Origin of the sequence: Novosphingobium sp. B1 (genome assembly GCF_900176395.1) — a bacterium.
Classification (GTDB): Bacteria; Pseudomonadota; Alphaproteobacteria; order Sphingomonadales; family Sphingomonadaceae; genus Novosphingobium.
In genome coordinates, this window is sequence record NZ_FWXL01000024.1 from 1 (window position 1) to 20832 (window position 20832).

General features: G+C 60.6%; 20 protein-coding genes. 1 reads left to right on the plus strand and 19 read right to left on the minus strand.

The features are described 5' to 3' along the window. Positions 1–274: 274 nt before the first annotated feature. From B9A23_RS22955 to B9A23_RS20010, 11 genes are all read right to left on the minus strand, one after another. Positions 275–853, minus strand: a complete 579-nt coding sequence (locus tag B9A23_RS22955; RefSeq protein ID WP_176218090.1) for a hypothetical protein — start codon at positions 851–853, stop codon at positions 275–277. 75 nt (positions 854–928) lie between these two features. Beyond that, on the minus strand, positions 929–1117 hold the full coding sequence (locus B9A23_RS22455; RefSeq protein ID WP_139797591.1) for a hypothetical protein: 189 nt from the start codon (positions 1115–1117) through the stop codon (positions 929–931). A gap of 1522 nt (positions 1118–2639) precedes the next feature. Next, entirely contained in the window at positions 2640–2963 is a 324-nt protein-coding gene (locus B9A23_RS22460; RefSeq protein ID WP_139797592.1) for a hypothetical protein, read from the minus strand. 253 nt (positions 2964–3216) lie between these two features. Next, positions 3217–3918 carry a hypothetical protein gene (locus tag B9A23_RS19980; protein ID WP_084281042.1) on the minus strand — a complete coding sequence of 234 codons (702 nt, stop codon included), beginning with the start codon at positions 3916–3918 and terminating at the stop codon, positions 3217–3219. 391 nt (positions 3919–4309) lie between these two features. Then, positions 4310–4921, minus strand: a complete 612-nt coding sequence (locus B9A23_RS19985) for an OmpA family protein (RefSeq protein WP_139797593.1) — start codon at positions 4919–4921, stop codon at positions 4310–4312. Then, positions 4833–9125 carry a CHAT domain-containing protein gene (locus tag B9A23_RS19990; RefSeq protein WP_176218092.1) on the minus strand — a complete coding sequence of 1431 codons (4293 nt, stop codon included), beginning with the start codon at positions 9123–9125 and terminating at the stop codon, positions 4833–4835. Before B9A23_RS19990 ends, B9A23_RS19985 begins: the two co-directional genes overlap by 89 nt. Before the next feature lie 8 nt (positions 9126–9133). Further along, entirely contained in the window at positions 9134–10975 is a 1842-nt protein-coding gene (locus B9A23_RS22960) for a hypothetical protein (RefSeq protein ID WP_176218093.1), read from the minus strand. Then, positions 10972–11394 (minus strand): hypothetical protein, encoded by a 423-nt coding sequence (locus tag B9A23_RS19995; RefSeq protein WP_084281046.1) that lies wholly within the window; start codon positions 11392–11394, stop codon positions 10972–10974. The genes B9A23_RS22960 and B9A23_RS19995 overlap by 4 nt, the downstream gene beginning before the upstream one ends. Then, positions 11394–12158: a hypothetical protein gene (locus B9A23_RS20000; RefSeq protein WP_084281048.1), complete on the minus strand. Its 765-nt coding sequence runs from the start codon at positions 12156–12158 to the stop codon at positions 11394–11396. The genes B9A23_RS19995 and B9A23_RS20000 overlap by 1 nt, the downstream gene beginning before the upstream one ends. A 1-nt stretch (position 12159) precedes the next feature. Beyond that, on the minus strand, positions 12160–12453 hold the full coding sequence (locus B9A23_RS20005; protein WP_084281050.1) for a hypothetical protein: 294 nt from the start codon (positions 12451–12453) through the stop codon (positions 12160–12162). A 9-nt stretch (positions 12454–12462) separates the two neighbouring features. Continuing rightward, the gene (locus B9A23_RS20010) at positions 12463–13146 is read right to left on the minus strand and encodes an SEL1-like repeat protein (protein ID WP_139797594.1); all 684 of its coding nucleotides are present in this window, start codon (positions 13144–13146) and stop codon (positions 12463–12465) included. Positions 13147–13401: 255 nt separating this feature from the next. Between B9A23_RS20010 and B9A23_RS22465 the strand changes: the two genes are divergently transcribed. Continuing rightward, positions 13402–14115, plus strand: coding sequence for a hypothetical protein (locus tag B9A23_RS22465; protein WP_139797595.1), 714 nt, complete (start codon positions 13402–13404; stop codon positions 14113–14115). Between the two features lie 30 nt (positions 14116–14145). On the opposite strand, the gene B9A23_RS20020 is transcribed toward B9A23_RS22465, so the two are convergent. From B9A23_RS20020 to B9A23_RS20055, 8 genes are all read right to left on the minus strand, one after another. Continuing rightward, complete coding sequence (locus tag B9A23_RS20020) at positions 14146–16500, minus strand: hypothetical protein (RefSeq protein ID WP_084281054.1); 2355 nt, start codon at positions 16498–16500, stop codon at positions 14146–14148. Between the two features lie 169 nt (positions 16501–16669). Further along, positions 16670–17683, minus strand: coding sequence for a DUF4424 family protein (locus B9A23_RS20025; protein ID WP_176218094.1), 1014 nt, complete (start codon positions 17681–17683; stop codon positions 16670–16672). Then, complete coding sequence (locus tag B9A23_RS20030) at positions 17683–18096, minus strand: lysozyme inhibitor LprI family protein (RefSeq protein ID WP_084281057.1); 414 nt, start codon at positions 18094–18096, stop codon at positions 17683–17685. Before B9A23_RS20030 ends, B9A23_RS20025 begins: the two co-directional genes overlap by 1 nt. Then, the gene (locus tag B9A23_RS20035) at positions 18096–18482 is read right to left on the minus strand and encodes a lysozyme inhibitor LprI family protein (protein ID WP_139797596.1); all 387 of its coding nucleotides are present in this window, start codon (positions 18480–18482) and stop codon (positions 18096–18098) included. The genes B9A23_RS20030 and B9A23_RS20035 overlap by 1 nt, the downstream gene beginning before the upstream one ends. A gap of 7 nt (positions 18483–18489) precedes the next feature. Further along, positions 18490–18885, minus strand: a complete 396-nt coding sequence (locus tag B9A23_RS20040) for a copper resistance protein CopC (RefSeq protein ID WP_139797597.1) — start codon at positions 18883–18885, stop codon at positions 18490–18492. A gap of 11 nt (positions 18886–18896) precedes the next feature. Next, positions 18897–19292 (minus strand): copper resistance protein CopC, encoded by a 396-nt coding sequence (locus tag B9A23_RS20045; protein ID WP_084281062.1) that lies wholly within the window; start codon positions 19290–19292, stop codon positions 18897–18899. A 125-nt stretch (positions 19293–19417) separates the two neighbouring features. Further along, entirely contained in the window at positions 19418–20296 is an 879-nt protein-coding gene (locus B9A23_RS20050; protein ID WP_139797598.1) for a hypothetical protein, read from the minus strand. A gap of 83 nt (positions 20297–20379) precedes the next feature. Further along, a complete protein-coding gene (locus B9A23_RS20055; RefSeq protein WP_139797599.1) occupies positions 20380–20676 on the minus strand; it encodes a hypothetical protein in 297 nt (98 codons plus the stop codon). Positions 20677–20832: the final 156 nt, after the last annotated feature.

The following is a 20832-nucleotide window of genomic DNA, read 5'->3' on the forward strand; positions in this document are numbered from 1 at the left end:
GATTGCGCACAAGGGCGCTACACGAGTTGGAGAGGGCAGACTGAACTGATGCAACAAGCCGGTTGAAACCGCCGGAGCAGGAGAACCCGTCCGACGCCAGCACTTCGAGTGCGTGCAATTGAGAGGGACCTGAACCGCGCGTATGGCATCAAGGCCAGCGGCCATGCAACGCCGCGCAATTAGGCCGGACACATGGGCGCCACGACCAGCCAGCGCAGTGCAGAAATACCCTTGCCAACGGAGAGCCGTCCACACATGGGTCGCTCTCAGAATTTCAGCTTTCAGCGGCCGAGCGACCGAAACCCGGCAGCTTTACGATAGTGATGCGGCACATCTCATGGCCGCAATTGGGCCGGTTGCTGACCGACAGCTTTTGGCTGGCAGTTATCCGTAGCCGAAGGTCGGCTTTGAGGCAGGCAGGTAGGCCGGGGTCCCGTCCGAAGAGGGGTGGTTTTCTGCCGTTGTCACTTTCGGAAGCCATCGGTATTTCGATCAGATGCTTTGGAATATCATCGACAAGCGAACTCGACCGTATCGGTGGCAAGAGATCAATGCCATCATCGAAGCTACCGAGCACGACAATAGCTGCAAGGATTCCGATCAGGCGCCCGAGAGTGATCCAAGCCTGACCGTTGATTATGAGGCACTTGAGGCCATCTCGGTAGCCGAAGCCATACAATGGGCTGAAGGTAAGCCGTGCCCCGTCACGCTCTATCTCTACGATCTTGGCCAAGGCTTCGGAGACGACGAGCATTTCACGAATGTCGAGATTCGTTTTAGCGACGATAACTAGGCCAATCGGCGACAGCTTCGGCGTCGTTTTAGGTTTGTCGGCTGCTGGCGAGAAGCGCACTGAAGCTGCCCGGCAGGTACCGGGATCGAGGCGCGATCCCGCTCATGACCGCAAAGGGGTGGGAAACTGACCTTCTCAGATGCGTGGTCGCCAAGTGTCCTCAGGATATTTTCGGATCTGGCGCACCCACAGCCAAAGGACGAATGGCACACCGATAACCGCGAGGCCCAATGCCTCCTCCAGCCCCTTCAGGATAGCGACGAGAACCAGCAATAAAGCTGGCGCTGACAATGCGACATAGTCACGCCTTACAATCTTTCTCATGTCCGACACCTCGGTCGCGTAGCGACGTTCTGGCCGAAGTGTTCCATGTCCGCAATGGCGTCGCTTTGAGAATTTCGGCTTTTGGCGAGAAACTTGCGGAGGCTGCCGGGCAGGTTTCAGGATCGCGCCGCACCACCCGGAATGGCGGGAACGGGGTGGGAAAGTCGACTTGTTACCGTTGCAGAATCTGAAGTTCTATCTCTGCACCGGGGAACTGCACTGCGATCTGATCGACCCAGTCGATTGCCCTTTTTAGTTTCGACGAACGGGGTTTCCTCAAATCTGCGCACGAGCGTGCTCTTGCTTCGAATTGATCGACAGTCGGAAGCCAAGGCGTACTCATGCACGATGCATACTTCTGTCCTAGCTGCACATCCTTCTTCGTCGCTGCCTCTACCTTCAGCACAAGCTTGGTAGGGACGTCATAGGTGTCCGCAAGAGATGGGGCAGTAGCCATCAGCAATGTCATGGACGTTATCGATCGGATCACAGTGCTTCTCCGAAAATCCGTTCCTGCAGAAGCGTGGCAGGCATCCGCTACGGTCGCAATGGCGTCGCTCTTAGAATTTCAGCTTCCGGCGGCCGAGTGGCTTGAACTGCCGGTAAGCTTTCAAATGGCGCTTCGGCCCAGCTGATGGCCGGAATTGGGCCGTTTGCTGAACAGCCGGTCCTGGCTGGCAAAGGGCTAAAGCCGCAGGTCGGCTTTCAGGCAGGCAGCAAAGCGCGCCACGTGACCAAAGATGGGTGTTTTCTGCCATGCCTCGCGCTAAGCCAGCGCATGCTTTGGTGCCGGCCTTTCGCAATCGCTCTCACGTCGTTGGCCGCTCTTGGGTGGCCAACACCTGCCACGCCGTCATCTCCGCCAGAGGCACAACAGTGCTTCGATGCCTTGGTCGTGGCCAAGGTCGTGGGGCAAGTCCCGAGCGACTTTCCGGATTCAGATGATGACTATATCGTTATGTCTTGGCCATACTTCATTGACCTCGACATAGTGCGGGTTGTTAAGGGGCAAATCGAGGCGAGGAAGATTACCGCACTGTCTGTTCAGCACACCTATTGGCGTAGCGATCTGGGCGCACGAAGGTGGTGGCTGCGACGTAACACCGCGGGTGGCTACAACATCCTGCGGATCAAAAACGGTGCCGAACCACCTAAGTGCCCTCAGGGAGCAGCACCCGCCCGCGCATACTTGGAGCCAGCACCCGGCCAAACGCTCGACGAGATGCGGAAGGCGGGAGAGCGAAGGTATGGAAGCCGCCCGTAGTCCGATTGGAGGATTGGACCGCACTTGCCCCACGGCGACTATGGCGTCGCTCTCAGAATTTCAGCTTTCGGCGGCAATGCGGCTTGAACTGCCAGGCAGCTTTCAAAATGGTCGCTATGGTCAAACCGATGGCCGCAAATGGGTCGGTTGCTGATCGGCAGGTTCTGGCTGGCGAAACGCTAAAGCCGATGGTCGGCTTCTAGGCAGCCGGGAAGACCCAAATCTCGTCTGCAGAGGGATGGCCAACTGCCGCCAGCTTCAGAGGCGTTTGACGAACTTGTTCGTTGTCTTGTCGTAGCAGAATGCGGGATTGGGCGCGTGAGTGACGACGTCTTTGTTGAGAATTACAACTACGATGCAGGTGAACTCTGCTCCCTGAAAGAGAAATCCAGCTACATCACTCGAATGCCCATAGCGGCGCTGCTCCTCAGGTGTTAATCGTGAGAGCGCGTCGGCTAGGAACAAGCCGCTTGGATCTCCACTCGTGGATGGAGCGTCTTTGCGAACGAATGCAAGTTCTTCCGGCGCAGGATTGCTGCAAGAGCTAACGGCGACTGCCAGTGAGAAAATGATCCGACGCATTGCGTGAGCGTGCACATGAATGCTCACGTCCGCAATGGAGTCGCTTTGAGAAATTCAGCTTTCGGCGGCCGGGCGGCTGAATCTGCCAGGCAGCTTTCAAAGTGGCGCTGCGGCCCAACCGATGGCCGGTAGTGGGCCGGGTGCGGACTGGCAGGTTCCGGCTGGCTAGATGCTAAAGCTGAAGGTCGGCTGTCAGGCAGCTGCCGGATCCCCATTTGCAGCTGGATTGGGGTGGAAGTCGGACAGCCGAAGCTCAGGCCCGCCAGCCTTTCAAGCGCCTCGAAACGTAAGCAGGAACAAGGCTGGCAGTGCTGAGGTTTTCTTGGCGCAGCGTGAAGTGGAACGTCAGGCCCTCATTGCTAATAGTAAAGCTACAATCGAACCTCTCATGCCCAATGATGTCTGGCGAACCTTGGCACGACGGAACTCGCCAGTTGGGCGGCAGGCTTTCAACACCGTCGCGGGGAACGAGATAGAAAAGGGATCCGCCCTGTCCTGGCGTCCCCTCTTCGCCGACGAGCCAATACACCCTATCCCAGCCAGTCGTGGGATCACGCTGTCGAAGCCCGCCGTTAGCAAGTTCCTGCTGAACCTTCAAAATGTCTCTGCTCCGGTCGGCAGGAAACTCGCGTGCTTCCTTTCCGTCAAGCACATTGACTACCATGTCGGCTTCAACATCGCTCGAATAACCGTGAAACTGGCGCTTGTAGCCCTGCACACCGGCGGAAAGTTCAGAGGCCGGAAGTAAGAGCCAAACGGACTCATCTGGCTCCATTTCCAGCCCATTGATGTCTGAGAGCCACGGCAAGCTGAAATTGCGCATGAACTCGTATTTGTGGGGAACAGCGTAGGTAGCGTCAGCCAGTCGGTAGCGCGTCGAGCCAAGATAGGATTCAGCCGTGGCTGCCGCGCCGACACCTGCGATTGCGAGGACGATGATGTGGGCGCGTTTCACCGTAACATGGTTTCCTATTTGTCGTATGTCCGCAACGGCGTCGCTTTGAGAATCTCAGCTTTCGGCGGCAGAGCAGCCGTAACCCGGCAGCTTTACGATAGTGATGCGGCACATCTCATGGCCGCAATTGGGCCGGTTGCTGAACGGCGGCTTCCGGGCGGCGAGTGGTGGAAAGCTGCCGTCCCATCTGCCACTTAGCAACGGCAACCCCCGACCAAAATTTGTCGCTCCGCCGTGTGGAGTTTGGCGTCGGCTAACGCCAATACCGGCCATTACCCCCCTAACGAATTGCGCAGCCCTTTCTTCCATGATTCAGAGTGCTTACGTCGGACATGGATCGCTTCTAGAGCTCGGCCATTAGACAGTGGCGCTCATTCCAACCCAAATTTTCTCAATCCTGTTTGCATGGTGGTACAACTACAAACCCGAAGCCATCGACCGGCGTCCCGCCGATTTTGACGTTGCGCAAGGTGGCCGGACGAAACTCGATGCGTTCGTTTTTCTCATCCTTGCCTGCTGCGACAGGTTTCTCCTGACCGAACGTGACGAAGATCAGGCGCTTGCAGTCCATGCCATGATCGTTGAACCACTGCGCCAGCCGCTTGGCGCGCCGGACGCCAAGCTGTGCATTGTCCTCGCGGTCAGCAAGGATGGCCGCATTGGTTTCGACCCTGAGCAGGGTGATGTAGGTCTTTTCTGCAAGAAACTGCATGATATCTTCGAGGCCCTTGTCGCTCCCGGGTGCCAGCACATCGCTCCCTGACTCGAAGCGGACGGGTGAAGGGAGGACGAGCCCTGTTTCGTCGATGCGCACTTGCGCTTGAGCCGTCGCATGCGTCGCGGCGAACAATGCCATTGCGGCGAGGATAACCCTATTGATGTGAACTGTTCGCGGCTTCGGCATGATCATACCTTCAGTTGGCAAGGCTTGATGAGTAGATGGAAAAGGCCGCCCAGGCGCTGGGATGGGACCACTGAGCAGTCCAGCCGGGAAGATCTGCACCCTTGGAGTTCTTGCCAGTCCGCACAGCCTTCATTGCCGCTTGCAATGCGTGAGGCTGATCAAGTTTGCCGTTGGCAATGCCGTCCAACGCCTCGACCGTGAGGGCAGCGGTCGGCTCGTCAGGCACGCTCCAGCGGGAAGCCAGCACGGCACCTGCACCCGAAAGGAAGAAAGCGCGAGCCAGCGCGGACAGGGAGTCCGCTCCGGGTGAACCTTCACTCGAAGCCGTGTTGCAGGCCGAAAGAACCACGAGCGTTGCATTGATGGTCTGCAGGCTGACTTCGGAGGCTGTCCACAGACCGTCGTCGTCATCGCTTGGTTGATCGGGCGGGGTCATGACCAGACCTGGCTCCTGAAGGCCCTGCAGTTCGCTTGGCATCAACCCGTGCGTGGCAATGGCAAGGATGTTTGCACGGGCAAGCCGCTCGTCAGATCGGACCTGCCCCTCACGCGCTTGGGCAGCAAGCCGGAGACTTTCGTTGGCTGATGTCCGCATGATTGCGGCCATTGCCTTCAGCTCAATCTGTGTGGCGGGAAGCGGTGAAAGCGCGCGCAAACGGTCGACCTCCACATGCCAGCCAGACCCGCGCCGCGCATAAAGGTTGCCAAATCCGCGAGAATTGCTGGATCTGCCGGCAAGCAACGGATCACCAATACCGAAGAAGGGCTGCCTGATCGTGCCAAGATCGAGCGGCGGCCTGCTTCGCGTGAGTATCCCGGCAAACGGCAGAGTGGCCATCGGATGTCTGTCCGCCAGCCAGGTGACGTCTTTCATTTTCACTGGATCGAACAGGTCCGCGGTGGCTGACAATTCGATGGGCAAGGCGGCCAGAGGCAAGGCGCTGAGCCACCCTTGTTGCACGGATACCAGCAGGGTTCCGGCGGGAAGTGTCTTCAGGAGGGGTGACAGCACGCTCGCGTAAAGACCGTGCGCGCTGGCCAGATCGAAAGCTGCGCGGGGATCATCCGGCTCCCATCCCGCCGTAGCAAGGCTATTGGAAAGCGCAGCATTGGCATCTGCCGTGCAATATTGTGGATCGAACGTACACTTCACGACGCCAAGTTTGCGTGAAAGTGTGGCCGCCTCTCCGATCCTGCGATTGCTGCGAAAGTCCTGTTGGGTGACAAGCAGGGCAAGAACGTCCTGATCGTCAGCCGACAGCAGCAATAGCGCAGCACCTGCCGGAAGCGCATCACGCGCGGCCTGCAGCGACAGGATCGGCTGCTCCTTTGCCTGTGCATAGGTGGGGAAAGCCTCCCGAACGGCCTGCTCGGCTTGCACCTCTCGCTCTCGTGCCGTTCTGGTCGAGCCGAGAAGTCGTTCCACCGTTTTCCCGTCACCACGCATCAGCGCATCGTGGAGGAGCTTGTCCTGATTGCGGGCCTCGCGCTCAGCATCCGCAAACGCGGCAACCAGTGCCTTTTCCTGCTCGGTCCTGGCACTGCGGCCCAGCGTGGCACGGGCGACCGCCATCGCGGAAAGCGAAACCTCGGCTTCCTGCAGGGTGCGGAACGCTTCGTCGATCTGTGCAGGGGATCTCTTTGCTCCAGCCAGCAGGGCTGAACTGCGCAGAATGAAGGCCCGGCGTATGGCCGGGTCCACGATGACACCCCCCGCACCACGCAAGGCCGCACGCTGGTTGCGCGCAATGGCAACCGCTTCCGCGGTGATTTCAAGCGCGCGTTGATGACGTTGCGGTTGCTTCAGCAACTGCTCTGCCCAGGCGACGCGGATGGCAAGGCCGCCCGTCGTGCCATCGCCCGGAAGCTGACGTGCGTGCTCGATTGCCTGTTCGAATGCCGCATCGATGGCATTCGCAGGTGCCTTGCCTTGCGCCAGAAGCCTTGCCTGCAACGCAAGCGCCCTGGCGATTGCCGGGTGAGGTTCGGCATAAAGGCTCTGCGCCATGCGAACCGCCCCGGCGGCGATGCTGGCGCTGTTATCATCGTCGGCCTTGGCGAAGTAGGCCGCCGATGCGCGCTCTTCGGGCTTCGCATGGGCGTCGGCAAGGTCGAGATAATCAAGCAGAAGTTCAAGCGTGGCAGGCGTTTCTTTGCTCACCAGTTGCAAGGAGGCCGCCAGTGCCCGTGCTGCCTTGTGTCCCTTGCCGGTAAGAACCTGAACCTTGGCAAGGGCACGGGTTGCGGCAAATTCGTCGTAATCAGCGGTCAGGACAAAGCGGTCCTGCAGTTCTGCCTCGGCAGCCAGAGCGCGTTCAAGCAGCGATTCGGCTTCGGTCACGCGGCCCAGCACCAACGCGCAATCGGCCAGGCGGCGAAGCGCGAGGGGCAGATCGTGGCTGGTTGCCGACGCACCCCCCATGCGCGCGACGACGCTTTGAAGAAGGCTCTCCGCTTCATCCACCTTGCCAGCGGTCAGGAGTATCCCACCAAGGTCGGACTGCGCCCGCAACGTCTGCGGATGATCCCGTCCCAGTCTCGTCTCGGCCAGGATGACCGATTTGCGCGCAATACCCTCGGCCTCGTCCAGCCGGGCGATGGTGGCAAGATCGCTGGCGAGGTGGGTGTAGTCAGTCTGTTCCGACTGTGCGCCCGCGACAAGCGCCCGGCCAAGTGCGATAGCGTCGTCCCAGCGGAACTCTTGCCGCGCAAGGCCGGCTGCATAGCGGGTAAAGTCAGCCGGATCGGCCCAGCTTTCCGGCCCTTTGCCTGCGCCCTCCGCTTGGAGAGCCGAAAAGTCCTCGGCACTTACAGTAAAAGTGGACGTGCGATAGCTTGCCGGAATCAGAAGTTCCGCTGCGCGATTGCGCAGCCACGCAGTCTGTGACGCGGGCTCTGTTGCGTAAAACGCAGAGGCGGCCGTTGCCATGCGCTCTTCAAGGCGTTCGGGCGCAACTATCGCTCGTGCCAGGAGAACCCGCGCTCGCGCCAGTCCTTCGTTCTGCCCGGCACCAAGGCTTTGCAAAGCATCGACAGCAAGGCGCAGCGCACCTTCGGCTGTGACATTGTCACCCTGATCAAGCAACAGAGCGCCGAGTGCCAACCTGACGCGGGCAAGGTCGAAATCGTTGGGAGGGCGGTTCTGCGCGAGGACACCTTCGAGGCGGCGTGCCTGATCGACAGTTGCCCGAGTTGCGGCCAGCGGCCAGCGATCGGCAAGCGCAACGATTTCGAGGGACTGCAACGCTTGTTGTTCCTCGCCGGACAGCGGCTGGATCACGAACATCTGCATCGTGCCTGAAGCCTTGTCCCAGACATAGGTCCGCACGCCGCAGTTGCTGCCCATCCCGGCCACGCAATCGTTCTGCTCATCTGCGACAACGAAGACCGGGCGTGGTGCAGAAAGGAAGAGCGATGAGTCTCCCGAGATGGTGAGAGCTTCAGCAAAATCCTGCTGCTTGCTGATGTAGAGTGCCGAGGAAAGTTGGGGTACTTGTCTGTCAACGCCTTCGGAAGATGGCTCGGCGCCGCCGTCTTCGGCAGCTTCCGGCTCGTCGCAATACGTGCCAACGAACCAATCCGCGATGCCATCGCCGTTGAAATCGATCAGCGGATAGGCGCTTTCTCTGGCGACTTCGGCCGACAGGACCATGCCCGCGGCCAAGCAGGCCTTACCGTCCGCCTCCAGCTTGTCCAGCACGGCCTTGGGTGGCTCCACCGGTGAAAACTGCAAGGCATTGAACCCCCGTATGGAAGCCGTGGTCATTGCACTGGCAATGGGAACAAGCGCGCCAGCGCCCTTTGACCACTCCATCCCGATCCGGCAATCACTGTTGCCAATGCCTGTACATTGTGTGCCGTGAACCGATAGCGCGACGAGCGGCAACGCCCCTTTGCGCTTGCGAATGTCCAGCCCCAGCGTCTGGGTCGACAGTGCAAGGACATGCGTGCCATCGGGGCGGGAAACATAAAGCTCCTGCAGACAGCCGCCGGTGCCGCAGAAGCCGGCAAGGCCATGGCTGCCACGATAGAAATCGACCAGCCAATCGGTTTGGCCATCCGCGTTAATGTCGACCGCCCGGAACATGAACGACGAAGGCAGAGGCACCGGAGGCGGCGACGCGCTGTCGCCACGACCGTAAGTATCTCGATGAACCTGCGCGAAACGGGCTTCGGTCCTTGCGTAGATTGCCTCGGGCACCACCTGCCCGTCGGACATGACGGTCTGCGCGTTTGCACCCGCGCTGCTGGCAAGGGCCGCGCCTGCCAGCAGCGCCCAGCGCACCTTCCGCTTCGTCAGCACACCTGTCCTCAGTTCAGCTTGGCCAGAAGTTCCTTCGCTTGCGCAAAAGACGGGTTGATCTCGATCGCCTTCTGTGCGGCCAGCTTGGCTTGATCCTTCTTGCCATCCTCGGCCAGCAGGATGGCAAAGAAGTAGCAGGACTTGGCATCGTTTCCGCTGCATCCCTTGTTCAGCAGCGCACCGCCATTGCGCCGGTCGGGCGGACCGCCCATCTGCCCCTGAATGAAGGCGAGGCCCGAAAAAGCACACATGTCGAACCGGTCGCCCATGCAGGCGGCGGCACCGAAGCGCGCGGATTGCGGCAGTTCCTCGGGCTTTGCGCCGGGGAAGTCGGGCCGCATGACCAGCGCCATGTCGTAACAGTAATCCACCTCCTTCTTCACCCCACAGCGGTCCTTGGCCTCGGCCATGACCTTCGCGATGAAGGCATCGCGCGCCGGCGGAACGAATTCGGGGGTGGTGCTGGGCACGCGAATTCCGGCGGCACCGCAGGCGGATTCTTCGCCAAGATCACACAGCAGGAACGCCATCGTCCGGTTGGGCGTGCGGATACCCTGCGCCAGCGTCCGCTTGCGCAACAGAGGCAGCGCTTCGCGCACGACGTTCCAGTCGACCGGCTTGTCCTTCAACTTGTCCAGCGCCGGGGTTTCGAGTGCTGCGGACGACGTTACCGCTTCCTCGGGCACCGTCATCATCGGGCGAAAGCCGGGCATGCTGCGGCGATCGGCTCGCAGTTTGTTTGTGACGCGCTCGGCCAGCTCAAACTCGCGTTTCTTGTCGGGGTCACTGTCCCTGGCTAGATGCACCGGGAGCGGTCTTGTGTTGTACCAATCCTTCAACGTTCCGCATTCTGAAGAATCGAGTGTGCACGCTTTGATCAGCGCTGGTTCAACCGCTGCAATATCGCCATATTGTGCAGCGGCGACAGCAACATCGCCGCATGCATCGCCATCACCTGCATCACAAGCTGCCTGCGTCCATTTAGGTGCATCATAGATGCGGGCGTCTTGGGCCAATTGTGACATGAAATAGCAACTTGCCCGGTGTTTTTCCGTCGAGCAGTGCTCGCCATAATAATCTGCTATGCTGACCTGCGGAACATTCGGACGTCCCTTTTGCTCAAGCCATAGCGTCGGATCTTTGCTGGTGAAGATTTCCCACTCAACCATGCCACAGGCCGATTTGACCTTTAATTGGCATGCCTTTTTCAAATACCCAAGCCCTTGCTCCGCAGTCATAACCGGAACGGGATCGTATTTTGGTTCGGAACTCTTACGCTCCGCATCAATTCTCTGCTCGCGCTGACATCGCTTTTTGGATTCGTCGGAAAAGCGCCAGCTACAATCGATGACTTCAGAAGCGCGGTTATCGTCCTTTGTCTTGAACAGGATCATCTGGCCCAGCAAAAGGCAGCTTCGGCCGTGCCCGGAATCGCACATCTTCGGAAGCACTACGTCAATGATCCGCTGCTCTTCGGCGCGCCGCAAGGTAAACTTTGTTGCGGGATCAAAGTCAGCCCATGCTTCCAGTGCGGCGTCATAGCAGCGTTCGGTGTCCAGAACAGGCTCGTTTTCCAAGCACAGGACCGTATAGACGTTTTCACGACTACTAGATGACCCACCATTATATTTCAGAGAAACAAGACAGGCAGACAAAATCTCCTGTCTGCTTTTCTTTTCCTTGGTGAACTTTGCGCAATCGGCGGCGCTCTGCCTGGCTTCCGGCAGAGTGTTGAGCGATTGCGGCAGTGGCTTCGGTGTCACCGCCGTTGGCGGGCTCGCCTGTTGCGCCATGGCGGGCGCCTGCATTGCCGCCAGCATGGCGATGCACAGCCAGATGATGATCCTCATTCCCCACGCTCCCCTGTCGTCCCGTTGTTCAGCGCCCACACCAGAATCGTGCTGAATTCTTCCTGCGCATCTGCCATCGCATTGGCACAGGTGGCAAACCCCGCTTCGTCCGGCGCATCGGGCATGTTGAAATAGCGCCGCCAGCACGGCACATCCCCTGCGCAATATTCGGCGGAGATCGCCTGCGCCTTGTCGATGAAGCCGGTTACCGTCGCCGGATCGTCGGCAATGCGGGACAATGCCGCGCGGCTGAGCGCGGCGGGCGCATTGGCCACATCATCGCCAAGCGGTTTCCGGCACGCCTCGCCCAGCAGGATATAGCCGCGGATCGCACCGATCAGCTTGTCTGCGCGGGCATCGCTCGCGGCGGGCAGCTCGGTCGCCTGCAGCATCAAGGCTGCTGCGATCAGGGCCAGCATCACTGCGCCGACCCCGTGCGATCATGATCGCGGCGATACAGCCAGCGATAGGGTGTCCGCTCGATCTCGCCGGGGACCATGCCCTGCCGGCGTTCGGCAATGAACGCCGCGTCCAGCAACCGGTCTTCGGGGGCGCCGTCCAGCGCCGCCAGTTCGCCGTCAGCGACGGTCCACAGTTCGCCTTTCAGCTTGAGTTGCTCGGTCTCCGCGTCGACCGCGTCATAGACGGTTTGCAGGAGGACACAGGGTTGATCCTCGCTGACGCGGAACAGGGCGTCCGGCCCGAAATCCTCCACGCTTTCGAAACTCGCGATCACCTTTGCCCAGTCTGCTGAAAAGATGCGGACCCGCCAGTTCTGAATGGCGTGGGCCGGGGTTTCGATGACTCGGGTGGCGATCACGTGTTCGCGTTTTCCATCCCGGTCGAAGTCCACTTCGTGCCAGCGCATTGCATCCAATGGTCCTCCGATTATGTCGTCGCGTTCCTGGGCAACGATCCTGCCACCTTTCTCGACCACGATCAGGTAAGTGGCGTTCACCTTGTCCTCGAACCCCGGTTTGACCTGGCATCGCCACACGTTGGTATTGTCATGCACAATGACAGCGCCGGACGCGCAAGCGTCGAAACCGGCTGGCATTGGCTGCTCGGGCTGTCCGGCCTTTGGACGAAAGGTCGCATCGACGCAGCCGATCGAGGCATGGCCGAACGTGGCATAAGTCAATGCCGCAGCCGCCACGGCAGCGCGAAACAGGGGGCGCACCATCTTACCCGCGCGCCCTTTCAACGTTTGCAAGACAGCGCCGAAGTTCGCGGCGATAGGCGCGCGCAGGTTGATCGAGCCTGCTGACCCGCGCATCTTCGATCAGGCTGGCATCGGGTGTGTCGGGCACGGCAACTCGCGCACGCTCCAGCCAGAATATCTGCGCGCTGGTCAGCTGTGGATCAACCACGCGTCCGCGCTGCTGCGCATCCCTTATCGCTCGGGACGTGGTGCCGAGACACACATAGGCATCGGGCACTGCCGATGCCGCAGCCAAAGCGAGCGAGAGTGTCAGCATTGGCGATCCTTAATTCTGAAGTTTATGGGAAAGCGCCAGCGCCGCCTCGCGCTGGGCATCGTTCAGGGGTTTCAGCACCTCTGGCAGCGAATCGATGCCTGCCTCGCTGCCCTGTCGGGCGGACAGGTGCATCCACGCGGCGGCAAGCACGGGGTCACCAGTGCCCCGCGCGCCCAGATAGACCGCCAGGCTCATTTCATAGGCAGCGTCAGGCACCCGGCCAGCAAGCGCTGTGTCGAGGAGGGTGACACCATCAACGGATGCTGCGCCCGGCGCCCCGTCAGGATACAGATCCTGATAAAGTTGCAGCGCCGCCTGTGGATGCCCGGCGGCAGCAGCCTTGCGAAACCAGCGATGCGCCTCTGCCCGATCGGGCTCAACGCCGCCCCCCTGATAGCGATAGGCATAGCCGACGCGCCACTGGCCTTCCGGGCTTCCGGCCTCTGCAGCCATGCTGTTCTGTTTTAGCGCTTCACCTGCCTCGCTTCGGTCAAGGTAGGCCTTGCCTCGATCAAGCCACTCTACAACCTCGGCAAATTGCGCCTTGTACTGCCGAGAACATGCAGCGACAGTCTCGGTTTGCTTTTTGTCCGAAGTTGAAGACCTGGCGGATGGAACACCGACCGCGTGGCCCGATGCGCGCAGTTGCTCGTCAATAATGGCCGCGCGTTCCCGTGCGACGGGATCGGCCATGCGCTGCTGATGTTGCGTGGTATATGCCTGCGAACACGCCAGGAGGCCGACAGACGCTTGAGCGAACAGCAAAATCAACAAGTATCCTCCCCCTATGCGCCGCTTCCGAAGTCATTCCCGCGCCATCGTGGTCGACCATCGTTTTATCCACACTCTATTTGATCTGTCAGCGACAAATTCATCTGAAACACGACGATTAAAAGAATAACAGGATTTGTAATTGGAAATCGCTGTTACCTGAGGCACGCTGGAAAAATGAAAAAGCTTCCGATCCTCGCCTTTGCCGCCTCGCTTGTATTTTCTGTTGCCTGTGCTCATGCGCAGGACGGTTCTGCTCACGCCGGGACGACATCCGGCTCGCAAAGATCCGCCGAGGCGCAGGCGTGGGCCGTAGCACTTGGGCCACAGGAAGTTGGCGGGGTTATCTGGTATGCGACCGATGAGGAAGGCCGTCTGGCTGGTCGCTATTCCTGGGCCAGATCATCCGCCATTTTCGAAGAGACAGCAGCCCCCCGACAGCGAGGGAGCGACCTTGCAGGAGCGTATGACGTTACCGGAACACAATCTGCAGGGCGATATTCCGCCACTCTGGACGTGACCCTGCGTGGCAAGGATGAATCTTTGGGTCTTGCTCTCTATTTGCTCAAATGGGGTAACGGAGACACGGGCACCGCCCTGTATGATGATGGTCTGGTTGCCGGCGCAATCGGAGGGGAGCTTTCAGGCATACTTCTGAGCGGTAAAAGCGAGGACGGTCAGCGCGGCTGGAACTTGCGTCTTGTGGGTTTGAAAGATGGCAAGTCATTCGTCCGCAGGCTGGAATGGCTCGGCGAATTGCTCGGCAATCACAAGGATCTCAGCGATGGCCAGCCGATAATGATTACGAAGGACGCCGAAGGCCGGATCGGGGTGGACATTCCCGGCATTGGCAAGGGCATCGGTTTGATCATTGGCGCACGTCCCGGATGAAGAGGGATGAGCCTTGGCGCTGCCGCAAGCTTACCAAGGCAGAAAATTGTCGTCGGTATCTTCCCAGCATGTTGTCGCCGGATCAGGGATGAATACGCGCGGCGTGATGCAGTCATCCTGCAGGATCCCGACGACAGCGCTGCATCTTCGGCATTGCTGATTGCCACCGGACAGACCTGTAGGGCCGCAGCATCCATTCAGGCCAACTCCGTCTGAACGATCCTCAACAGCATCGGTCACATCGTCGGGATTGAGCCAGAATTGTGGCTTGCTGCCAAGGATCGTGCATGTCGAGCGATTGATCCAGGGCGCAGGGATCGCAGATTGAACAACCTGCCCTGCATTGATCAGTGGCTGACGGGCAGGGTAGTTTGCCATCTTCCCGGGCTCATCGAGAATGTCGACCGCCATACGCGCTCGGCTCAACCTGCAACGGCAGCGTATGCAGTATAGTGTCGCTTCCGCTGCGTTCATCGGACACCAAATATCGGTTCGACATAATTGGCGGTAAACATCTGACAGCAATGTACGAAGGATGCGTCCTGCGAAAGTGCGGCCACCAGCGTAGGATGCCCCTGCCGTCACGGCAAAGGGATTGTCCGTATCCATACGATGCGCCAGCGATACACCGAAGCCTACCTGCCCGCGATAGACCGAGGTGTTTGCCGTGTAGCTGGTCGCGCCCGGAGCGGAAGGCATAGACGCGGGCGTCATTGCCGCGATGGAGGCAAGCCCCCGGTTCGTATCACGCCGGTCCCGGCGTGCGTCGGTGAACAACCGATCGATTTGAGCTGTCTGCTGGCCCTGCAACTGCATCATTGACTGGATCTGCGCACCTTGCGTAGCCTGCGCCGTGGCAAGTGCGCCGATCTGACTGCCTTGAGTTGTCTGCACTGCAGCTAGGCTGGCCTGCCCGGCGGTAAGCGTGGCGAGAGTGGGACGGATGGTGGTGTCGTGACCAACCGTTCCGCTGGCATCCACCGTAAGGATGGCTGTAGCCCCAGTCTGCGCCGCGCTGGTCGCCGCCACATCGCCGATGGCGATGGACGATCCCGTGCCGCCAAGCTTGATCTGGTTGGCCTGCGTTGCCGTGGCATTGGCCCCCAATGCAACAGCGCCGGCAGCCGTTGCCGAAGCGTTGTTGCCGATGGCAACGGCTTCGTTGCCGTTGGCCGTGGCGAATTGGCCCAGTGCGACGGCGCTGATGCCGACAGCCGTGTTCTGGTTGCCGATGCCGATCGCGCCATCGCCTTGTGCATTGTTGTTCGCGCCCAGCGCCACGGCGCCGGTTCCATTGGCGAAGTTGGGATCGCCGATGGCCACTGCGCCATTGCCCTGCGCCTCATTGCCAAGGCCGATGGACACGGCAGCGCCGCCTGTGGCCACTGCGCCATCGCCGATGGCCACCGATGAATCGGCGCCGGCGCTGGCGTTGCCGATGGCATTCGCGCCGGTTGCCGCCGGGCTGACGCTTGCAAAATTCTGGGCAAGACCGCTCGGCCCTGCAGCCGGGGTCTGCGTCAGGTTGGTCACTTGCGTTGCGAGAGTGGAATACTGCGTGTCCAGCCGCGCGATTTCGGCGTCCTGCGCGTTGTCGATGCCGATGTTGGCCGTACTGGCCTGATTGAGGGAAGCCACCGTCTGGTTGACGCTGGCAATGTCGCTGGTCGCAGCGTTGAGCTGATTGAGTTGTGCGGCGGTCAATCCGCCAGCGCTGATGCTGGCGATGGACTGCTGCACAGCGTGAAGCTGGCTTCCGTTGACCGCATCGGTGCTGGTTGCGCTGACAGTGCCGGCGGCCACGTTGACGAGCGTGCGCTCGCTACCGGCGGTGCCGAAGGAAACCGAGTTTGCTGCATTCGCAATCGAATTTGCACCGATGGCAACGCTGTTTGCCGCGAGGACGGCTGCGGCACGCCCCACTGCAACGCCCCCGACGGCACCAGTATCCACACCGGCGAGCTGACCAATTGCCACGGAATCCGGTGCGATCGTAATGGCGAAGCTGCCGACTGCGACCGAATTGTATCCGAGCACATTGGCATTCTGGCCAATGCCGACATTGGTGTAGCCGCTGGCAAATGCGTTGTCGCCGATCAGCACTGAGCCGGTCGTTCCGCTGCCATTGGCAGCATTGCCGATTACCGTGCTGCCGACTGCTGCCGAGGCGTTGTTGCCGATTGTCGTGGAGTTCCCGAGCGACTCACCAGTTGCGTTGTCGCCGCAGATGAGCGCCGCAGCAACCCCGCTGAAGGGCATTCCCGGATTGGTGACGTTGACGCAATTCACGGCAGTGGTTGCACCCGGCACCGAGGTAGCGCTGACCTGTCCGGCTTGCGCCGGGGCTGCCAGCGAAAGGATCGCAGCGGGCGCAGCACCGAGCATTAGCAACTTTTTCTTCAATCATTCCCCTTTGTCCAAGGGCCCGATCGGACGATCCCAGACCTGTCTGGCAATCATTGGCCCTGTGTCGTTCGGGTAGGGGAATGGCGAAGGCAGCGGCCTGCCATGCGGCGTGGTGCCATATCATGGCAGGCAGTGCCGTGGGCGTCGTTCAGCGACCGCCTTCGGCTGGCACCAGTTCCACGAAAAGCACGTCAATGTCGTGCACCGGTTCGAAATCGGTTTTCACCACTTCGAACCGTGTCGACGAAACCTTGACGAGGCCATCCATACACAGGCTGACGAGCGTTTGCGGGTTGCCCTTGTCCACCGTGAGCTTGAAGCGCCTGATCGGGCCTTTCCAGTTCGCGCCGGTTTTCAGAACATACCCCAGCGTGGTTTCGATCGGCATGACGGTTTCGATCAACCCGCCGTCAGGGGTGTAACGGCGGCGATCATAACCGCGCAGGAAAGGCTGATCGACACAGTATTGCGCTTCGTATCCGTGAGGGCCGCCCATGCTATCCTCGCGCGTGGCCCGGTCCAGCGCCGAGGCGACCGAGCCGCCGGTCATCGGCATGTAGCTGTGTTCGACCGTGACGGGCACGCCGGGCGGGAAGGTCTGCGTGCGCACGTAATTTGTGGAAACGCTCCACGCCGGGCGCAATTCTTCGCCCTCCATGCCTTCGGTGGTGACCAGCCCTTCGCCAAAGTATTCGGACTTGTCGTCGGCAGACAGGGCCTGCAGTCGCTGCAGGAAGCCTTCCTCCTCCCAGTAGCGGACGGGCCAGCCAAGCGCCTTGAGGCGGGCAGAAATGTCCTTTCCGTTGATCTTGGGAATATCGATGCGCATCAACTGCACCGGCTTGCCGTCCACAAGCGTCTTCATCCCCTGCTGTTCCCACTCGGGAAAGCCCGAGCTGAACTCGCGCCCTTCGAGCGGAACGTCCGGCAGCGGAAAGGCGACGAGGATGGTGACCGGCTTCGTGCCGGTGTTGCGATACTGGTAGCGAACCCGCACGCGCTCAGCCGAAAGATAGAGATCCTCGTTTTCCATCGCGATCTGGTCGTTGCGTTCGAAAAGCAGCCCGCCAAGGCCGACGGCAGCCTCGGTGTCGTTGGCCATCCCGCTTTGCGGCAGCGCGCCGATCAGCGCCAGAGCGGCAAGCGTGGAGCGAACCTTCATCATCTGTATTCCTCGACCAGCGTGCCGTCGCGCCAAAGGCTGAGCCGCCCGAGGCGATCCTTGTACATGTTCGCAACACATTCGCGCTGCACTGCCCGGGGGCCGCCAAGGCACATCCTGCGCTCTGCCAGCCAGCTGCGGTGTTCGATGCGCATATCGGTAACCGCTGCCAGCACGTCGATCGCCGCCACCGTATCTTGAAAGCTCTTCGCCAGCGCCTGGTCAAGCCGGGAGAGTTCGGCGTCCGAACAGATCAGGGCCTCGACCGATTCCGGGCCGACTTTGGCGCAACTGAAGCTTGGGCCATTGAAGCTTGGGCCATTGGTTCGTCCCGGCGTGGCACTTGTCTGCGCGTGGGCCAAGGCCAGCGCTGCACTCATGCCGATGCCCAGGCCAATGCGCGCTGCCGTCATCAGTCCAGCGCGGTTCCGTCGATCCATTCGCCAAGCCTTTCGATCCGGGATTCATAGGAAAAGGCGATGCAGGCGTGGCGCGTCCTGCGGTCGTTCATACACAAGTTGCGGTTGGCGATGAATTCGCGTTGTTCTTCCCACAGCTCGGGCAAGGTGGCGCGCGGCGTCTCTGTCTGGGCGCGCCTGTAATCCTGCGCCATGCTCCGATCGAGCATCGACAGTTCGCGCGAGGCGCAGATCACCGTGTCTATGCTGCCGGGGCGGGCGTTGGCGCAATTGAAGCTCGGTGCCACTTGCTTCGGCGGCACCTTTGCACTGGCGGCGAACGGGCAAAGCAGCAGTGCCACGCCCATCGCAAGGCTTGCCGGAAGACTCTGCCTGATCATGTTCACCTCATGGTTCGGGGGTAGACACAGGCTGCTGGCGGACGAACTGCCATACGCCCGATGTCGATGATTTCATGTTGGGCGACCATGCCACGTAGTGAACGGCAAACGTCCCCGGTGCATCGGCGGGATGGCGCAGGGCAAGGTTGAAAAGCTTGCCCTTGAACGGCTTTTGGGCCCGCTCATAGACCGGCTGCATCGTGCCATCGGGACGTTCGAGCGTGACGCTGGTCAGCACGGTCTTGCCTTCGAACTCCAGCGTGACTTCGGTAACGGTGGAGGAAAGTTCGGCCCCGTTTGGCGGATCGAGCCGCAACAGTTTTGGCGAAGGCGTTCCGGCCAGCGCCGCAGCGGAGGCCAGCATCAGCAAGAAGGCTGCGGCAGTGGCACGGACAGGGCGCATCGCCACAAGCCTCAGGAACCGGCGATCTTGAACGCGGAATAGGCCGAAAGCGTATCGCTGGTGCCATCGGCGCGGTTTACGTCGGCCACATAGTTGATGAAGTATTGGCCGGGTGCGGCAGCCGGAACCGGCAGGTCGAAGCTGAAGATCATGCTCTCCTTAGGCTCGCCGTTGTTTGCCACCACATCGAACAGCACCAGCTTGGTACCATCGGGCGTTTCCAGATCGACGTGCATCAGATCAACTTCGGTGTTGAAGGTCAGCTGCACCTGCGAGACTGGCTGGATCTCGACGCTATCGGTGGTCGGCAGGGCGAAGAACAGTTCTGGCGCAGGCTGGGCCGATGCCGCGAACGGCGCGCCAAGGGCAAGGATCGCGGCCGTCACCGCCAGCTTGATCAATTTCATATCGGAACACTCCTGAAAAAAGGCGGGTGTGCAGGGCCGGGGGCGTGCACACCCGCAGGAGAATGGCTTCCCGAGGGTCGGTCGCAGTGAGACGGGAAGCCAGGTAACGTCGTGAGCCGAGGGCCTCAGCAGCCAGTCTTTTTCTTTCTGCCAAAGCCGCCCAGCATGGAACCGATCTTCGCTCCGGTGCTGCCACCAATTGCTGCGCCAACTGCGGCTCCTGCGGCAGAGCCGGTGTCGCACTGCGGTTGTGCTGCCTGTCCGGAATTGCCGCCAATCATGCCCCGGGCAATGTCCATGCCGCGCGCTTCGTCCTCTTCGGCGCTGGTGGAATCATCCTTCGGTGCCGCTGCGTTGCCAACAGGGGCCGGGCCTGCACCGATCGACTTGTAATAGGCGGCAGCGGCGGGCGAGAGGCAGCACTTCATCGATTGCCAATCGCCACCATTCAACTGTCTGTGAAGATAGACCCTGTTGAAATCGGCGGCTCCGTGGCCATCAGCGTGAGCGTAAGTCACGGCCTTGATACTTCCAGTGCACCAGGTTCCCCACTCCTCCATTTCCCCGGCGGCGCAAGGTTTGCCATTGCTCAGACGAGTGGCGGGAGGATTTTCGAGCGTGGTATAGCACGTCCTGAGATCGCTGTTCGACGCCCAGCCGGTCGGGCACCGTGCTTCCAGCGAAGGCTTGGTGAGCTTGCCGCCTTTGGCGAGGTTGTTCTCCGCAGACCAAGTGTAGGATTTCTTTGTCGAGCACCATTCCGACCGGAAATCGACGAAGTAGCCTTCGGTACAGGGGGTCGACGTAGAAGTGCGCAGATAGACTGCTGGCGGACTTTTCGTTTCCGGATAGCAGAAGTTCGGATCGTTATGGCCGGTCTGGTAAGAGCCTACACCGCTGGTATGGCCGGGCCTTCCCTTATGGTACTCCGATGGGCAATTGCCAGCCTTGGAGACGCGCACCGGCCCCGTGGTCCCCTGCGCTTGGGCTGGTGCAGCCATCATCAGGCAACTTAGCGCCACAACCAACATGCCTGCGAAGGTGCGAATGAATTTGGTGAGCATGGCTTCACTCTCCCCGTCAAACGTTACGGACGCCGCGTGGAGCACCACACCCTGTAAACTTCGTGATATCCCTCGGCGCAGGCATCCTTGTCCTTCTTGCCGTAGATCAGCGGTGCCTTGCTCTCGTGCGGCTCGCACATGCTGGTATTGCCATCGACCGAACGCCAGCCCGACGGACAACCCACGCCGCCGCTAGGCTTCTTCACGGCGGACTGGTTCTGGCCCTGCGCCGAAGCAGGCGTCGAAAGCGTGGAAAGGACAAGTGCTGACATCAGGCCGAGGTGCAGGCCGCCAAGGCCAATCGCGAGGCGCATCTTCATGATAGTGTTCTCCATCTTCTGGCGGGGTCCGGCTTGAAGTGAACCGCTTCGGTCCCCGGCCTGCCCGTGGAGGCAGTGATAGAGTACCTGTGTCGTGCGACCCATGCCATGCGGCATGGTGCCATATCATGGCATGCCATCATCCGGCCGGCGTGT

Coding starts and splice junctions, on each gene's coding strand:
- B9A23_RS20055 (WP_139797599.1), bottom strand. CDS start 20,676: ATGAAGATGCGCCTCGCGATTGGCCTTGGCGGCCTGCACCTCGGCCTG.
- B9A23_RS20030 (WP_084281057.1), bottom strand. CDS start 18,096: ATGACGGCAGCGCGCATTGGCCTGGGCATCGGCATGAGTGCAGCGCTG.
- B9A23_RS20045 (WP_084281062.1), bottom strand. CDS start 19,292: ATGAAATTGATCAAGCTGGCGGTGACGGCCGCGATCCTTGCCCTTGGC.
- B9A23_RS20005 (WP_084281050.1), bottom strand. CDS start 12,453: ATGCTGACACTCTCGCTCGCTTTGGCTGCGGCATCGGCAGTGCCCGAT.
- B9A23_RS20050 (WP_139797598.1), bottom strand. CDS start 20,296: ATGATGGCTGCACCAGCCCAAGCGCAGGGGACCACGGGGCCGGTGCGC.
- B9A23_RS20025 (WP_176218094.1), bottom strand. CDS start 17,683: ATGAAGGTTCGCTCCACGCTTGCCGCTCTGGCGCTGATCGGCGCGCTG.
- B9A23_RS20035 (WP_139797596.1), bottom strand. CDS start 18,482: ATGATCAGGCAGAGTCTTCCGGCAAGCCTTGCGATGGGCGTGGCACTG.
- B9A23_RS19995 (WP_084281046.1), bottom strand. CDS start 11,394: ATGCTGGCCCTGATCGCAGCAGCCTTGATGCTGCAGGCGACCGAGCTG.
- B9A23_RS22960 (WP_176218093.1), bottom strand. CDS start 10,975: ATGAGGATCATCATCTGGCTGTGCATCGCCATGCTGGCGGCAATGCAG.
- B9A23_RS22455 (WP_139797591.1), bottom strand. CDS start 1,117: ATGAGAAAGATTGTAAGGCGTGACTATGTCGCATTGTCAGCGCCAGCT.
- B9A23_RS20000 (WP_084281048.1), bottom strand. CDS start 12,158: ATGGTGCGCCCCCTGTTTCGCGCTGCCGTGGCGGCTGCGGCATTGACT.
- B9A23_RS22465 (WP_139797595.1), top strand. CDS start 13,402: ATGAAAAAGCTTCCGATCCTCGCCTTTGCCGCCTCGCTTGTATTTTCT.
- B9A23_RS20020 (WP_084281054.1), bottom strand. CDS start 16,500: ATGCTCGGTGCTGCGCCCGCTGCGATCCTTTCGCTGGCAGCCCCGGCG.
- B9A23_RS20010 (WP_139797594.1), bottom strand. CDS start 13,146: ATGGCCGATCCCGTCGCACGGGAACGCGCGGCCATTATTGACGAGCAA.
- B9A23_RS22460 (WP_139797592.1), bottom strand. CDS start 2,963: ATGCGTCGGATCATTTTCTCACTGGCAGTCGCCGTTAGCTCTTGCAGC.
- B9A23_RS20040 (WP_139797597.1), bottom strand. CDS start 18,885: ATGCGCCCTGTCCGTGCCACTGCCGCAGCCTTCTTGCTGATGCTGGCC.